Source organism: Gemmatimonadota bacterium (assembly GCA_016209965.1).
GTDB lineage: Bacteria > Gemmatimonadota > Gemmatimonadetes > Longimicrobiales > RSA9 > JACQVE01.
Genome location: JACQVE010000021.1, coordinates 1 through 3,319, shown reverse-complemented (window position 1 = coordinate 3,319; position 3,319 = coordinate 1). Strand labels below are relative to the sequence as shown.

The following is a 3,319-nucleotide window of genomic DNA, read 5'->3' as shown; positions in this document are numbered from 1 at the left end:
GCTGACGACGACGGCCTGCAGCACGCCGATCACGCCCGGGATGTCATCCTCGTCCAGCCGCGAGGGAGCGGCCCACAGGTAAGCGATGTCCTCGGCCAGGTTGCCGAGTTCGTCGGGTATGTCGCGCCACTGCGCAGCAGCCGCGCGCGGGCAGAGCAGCAGTGCCAGCAAGGGCGAGACGAGGACGTTTCGAGCCGGCATTCTCTCCCTGGATCGCGCTGCCTCACGCCACCCGGCGCGCGCCGCCAGGCTCCGGAAGGCAAGATCCGGGCTAGGTCGGGCAGCAAGGGCCGTCGCCGGCTATGATGCGTGAGCCGAGAGCTGGGAACGGCACCGGCACATGGGCCGGGAGCCCGAGCCCGTGCCAGTCCGAGCCCGAGCCCGAGCCCGACAGCCGGAGGCGAGGAGCCCGCAATGCCACGGGCAACCCCTGGGGCCTACATGTGCATCGAAAGAATAGAAACATGAGCGGCTCATGAGCGAAGGCGAGCTGATCCTGCGCGCACAGCAGGGGGATGGCGGCGCGATCCGCGAGCTCTATCAGCGGTACGCGGCGCGCGTCTTCGCCATCACCCGCCGGCTGGCAGGCGAGGACGCGCTGGCGGAGGACTGGGCGCAGGAGGCGTGGGTGCGGGCGATCCGCGCGCTCCCCGCGTTCCGCGCCGAGGCGCGCTTCTCGACCTGGCTGCACCGCATTGCGGTGAACAGTGCGCTGCACGGCCGGCGCGCGCGGGAGCGGCGAACTTCGCGGGAGGCACCGCTGCCGATGACACTACCGGCGCCCGCTGCCGGTGAGCCGACGCTGGTCCGCTTGCGGCTCGAGCGGGCGCTCGAGCGGCTGCCGGAAGGGATGCGGCAGGTCCTCGTGCTCCATGACGTCGAGGGCTACACGCACGAGGAGATCGGCGAGCTGCTGGGCGTCCAGCCCGGGACGTCGAAGAGTCAGCTATTCAAGGCCCGGGCGCGGATGCGGAAGCTGTTGCATCCGGAGGGCCTGGCAGTGAATGGGGAGGAGGTATGTCACACCTGAGCCTGGAAACGCTGGCCCGCCTGGTGGACGAGGCGGCGCCGCCCCTCGAGGCGGCGCACCTGGACGCCTGTGCCGAGTGCCGTGCGGAGCTGGACCAGTTGCGCGAGCAGACGCGCGCGCTGGCCGGCCTGCCGGAGTGGGCTCCGCCGGCCCACGGCTGGCTCGCCCTCGAGGCGCGCCTGCGCCGGGAAGGGCTGGTGCGCGCGGGATCCGCGGCCGCGCGCCGGACCCGGTTCCCCACCGTGCTGCGGCTGGCTGCCGCGCTCACGCTCTTCCTGCTGGGCACGCTGGCGGGCGCGGCGCTGCGCGCCGGGAGTGACGGACGCGGAAGCGGCGGGCTCCTGGCCGGCAGCGAAACTGAGGGCGCCAGCGCTCCGGCGGGAGCCGTGGCAGCGGAAACGCCGGAAGAGGCCGCGCGTGCGCTGCGCGACGCGGAGGTGGCCTACCTCGGCGCGCTCGCCCGGCATGCCCGGCTCACGCGCCAGTTGCCGAGCACTGATCCGGTGGCACGCCTGGCGGCGCTCGAGGGCATCGTCCTCACCACCCGTGCGGCGCTGCGCCAGGCGCCGGCCGATCCGGTCATCAACGGCTACCACCTGACGGCGGTGGCGCAGCGGGAAGCCATGCTGCGGCAACTCGCACTGGCCGCCGACCAATCCTGGTTCTGAAGGTTATGAACGTGCGCACCCGGTTTAGAAACAAGGGATCCATGAGCAGAGCCGCGCCGTGGCGGCTACTATCCGCGGCCCGCCATGCGCTGCCCGCGGGCCTGCTGCTGGCGGCTGCGGCGGGGCTGGCCGCGCAGCAGCCGGAGCCAGCCACGCCACCGGCCTCGGGGTGGCTGGGGTTCTCTTACGAGGTCGAGCACGCGCCTGCCGGCGGCGGGCCGGTCCGGGAGGTGGTTCGGATCCAGCAGGTGCTCCCCGGCTCGCCCGCCCAGCAGGCCGGACTCCAGTCGGGCGACACACTGCTCAAGTTGAATGGCGCACCGGTCAGCTCGTGGCGGCTGGGCGCACTGCGCCACTCGCTCCGCGCGGGCGAGACCGTGCGTCTCACCGTGCGCCGGATGGGACGCGAGCAGGAGCTGCGCGTCCTCGCCGGGCCGCGGCCCGGGCCCTACATCGCCACCGGCCCTGCCGGCGACATCATCATCTTCAACTCGGACTCGCTGCGCCGCGTGCTGCGCATGTACCTGGACACGGTGCGCGTGCGGCTGGACACAGTGCGCGTCCGACTGGACAGCGTGACGTTGCCGCGCTTCCACATCGAGCGGAGCGACTCCGGCTTCGCGTTCTGGTACCATGAGGAGCTGGGGCGCCGCGCCGTCGCCGGCGCCGAGTTCAGTGAGCTCAACGCCGGCCTGGGCCGCTACTTCCGCACGGACCAGGGTCTGCTGGTGCTGCGCGTGGCACCGGAGACACCCGCCGCGCGTGCCGGCCTCGAGGCGGGCGATGTGATCATCAGCGCCGCCGCCGAGCCGGTGCGCACCATCGCCGAGCTGCGCCGGGCCGTGGCCCGCTCGAGGCACACCCCCCTGCGCCTCGAGATTCTGCGCCAGGGCAAACGGCAGGGGCTCAGCCTGCCGCGCGAGGACCGCTAACCCCAGATAGCGGAGTCATTCCCGCCGCCCCCGGCAGGCGGTAGCTCGCTTGTTGAACCGGCCTCCGCCGCTGCATATTCCCCCGCACGTTTCCTACCGGCGCCGGCGCCGCACAGCGGTGGCGCCGGCCTCCGGCCCAACCTCCCGGGCTGCCAGGCACACGTTATGACTCGCTTCCAGCATGGCCTGGGCATGGCGGCGGCCGCCAGCTTGCTGCTCGCCTGCGGCGACGGCACCGGCCCGCCGCCGCCCGCATCCATCCAGGTCGTTTCCGGCACTGGCCAGACCGCGGTAGTCGGCAGCAGGCTGCCCAACACCCTCATCGTCAAGGTGCTGGACGCTGGCGGCAGGGCGCTGAGCGGCGTCACCGTCGAGTGGAGCGTGGTCGCGGGCGGCGGCACGGTCAGCGCGACGGCGGCCAGGACGGACGCGACCGGGCAGGCGCAAGCGCAGTGGACGCTAGGCACCGCAGCCGGCGAACAGAGGGTTCAAGCTGCCGTGAGCGGGCTCGCGCCCGCGGTGTTCACGGCCACGGCGACACCGGACCGGCTGGCATCAATCAAGCCGTCGCGGGATTCCCTGAGCTTCTCCGCCGTGGGCGACACCGTCCGGCTCACGGCCACGGTCACCGACCGCCACGGCAACGCCATCGTTTCGGCGCAGCTCCAGTGGTCTTCGTCGGACACTGC

The 3,319-nt window shown here is 72.7% G+C and carries 5 protein-coding genes; 4 read left to right on the top strand and 1 reads right to left on the bottom strand.

Going from position 1 to position 3,319, the window contains the following annotated elements:
• Positions 1-201, bottom strand: a 201-nt coding sequence (locus tag HY703_01040) for a hypothetical protein (protein ID MBI4543764.1), incomplete at its 3' end; no start/stop codon positions are given.
• 274 nt (positions 202-475) lie between these two features.
• Between HY703_01040 and HY703_01035 the strand changes: the two genes are divergently transcribed.
• The 4 genes from HY703_01035 to HY703_01020 form a co-directional block, all read left to right on the top strand.
• The gene (locus tag HY703_01035) at positions 476-1,030 is read left to right on the top strand and encodes a sigma-70 family RNA polymerase sigma factor (protein ID MBI4543763.1); all 555 of its coding nucleotides are present in this window, start codon (positions 476-478) and stop codon (positions 1,028-1,030) included.
• The gene (locus HY703_01030) at positions 1,018-1,698 is read left to right on the top strand and encodes a hypothetical protein (GenBank protein ID MBI4543762.1); all 681 of its coding nucleotides are present in this window, start codon (positions 1,018-1,020) and stop codon (positions 1,696-1,698) included. Before HY703_01035 ends, HY703_01030 begins: the two co-directional genes overlap by 13 nt.
• Before the next feature lie 41 nt (positions 1,699-1,739).
• Positions 1,740-2,630, top strand: coding sequence for a PDZ domain-containing protein (locus tag HY703_01025; protein ID MBI4543761.1), 891 nt, complete (start codon positions 1,740-1,742; stop codon positions 2,628-2,630).
• Between the two features lie 165 nt (positions 2,631-2,795).
• A partial coding sequence (locus tag HY703_01020; GenBank protein MBI4543760.1) for an Ig-like domain-containing protein occupies positions 2,796-3,319 on the top strand: 524 nt, incomplete at its 3' end.

Bases quoted from the DNA above. Each gene is read 5' to 3' on its own strand.
- HY703_01035 (MBI4543763.1), top strand. From the start codon at position 476: ATGAGCGAAGGCGAGCTGATCCTGCGCGCACAGCAGGGGGATGGCGGC.
- HY703_01030 (MBI4543762.1), top strand. From the start codon at position 1,018: ATGTCACACCTGAGCCTGGAAACGCTGGCCCGCCTGGTGGACGAGGCG.
- HY703_01025 (MBI4543761.1), top strand. From the start codon at position 1,740: ATGAGCAGAGCCGCGCCGTGGCGGCTACTATCCGCGGCCCGCCATGCG.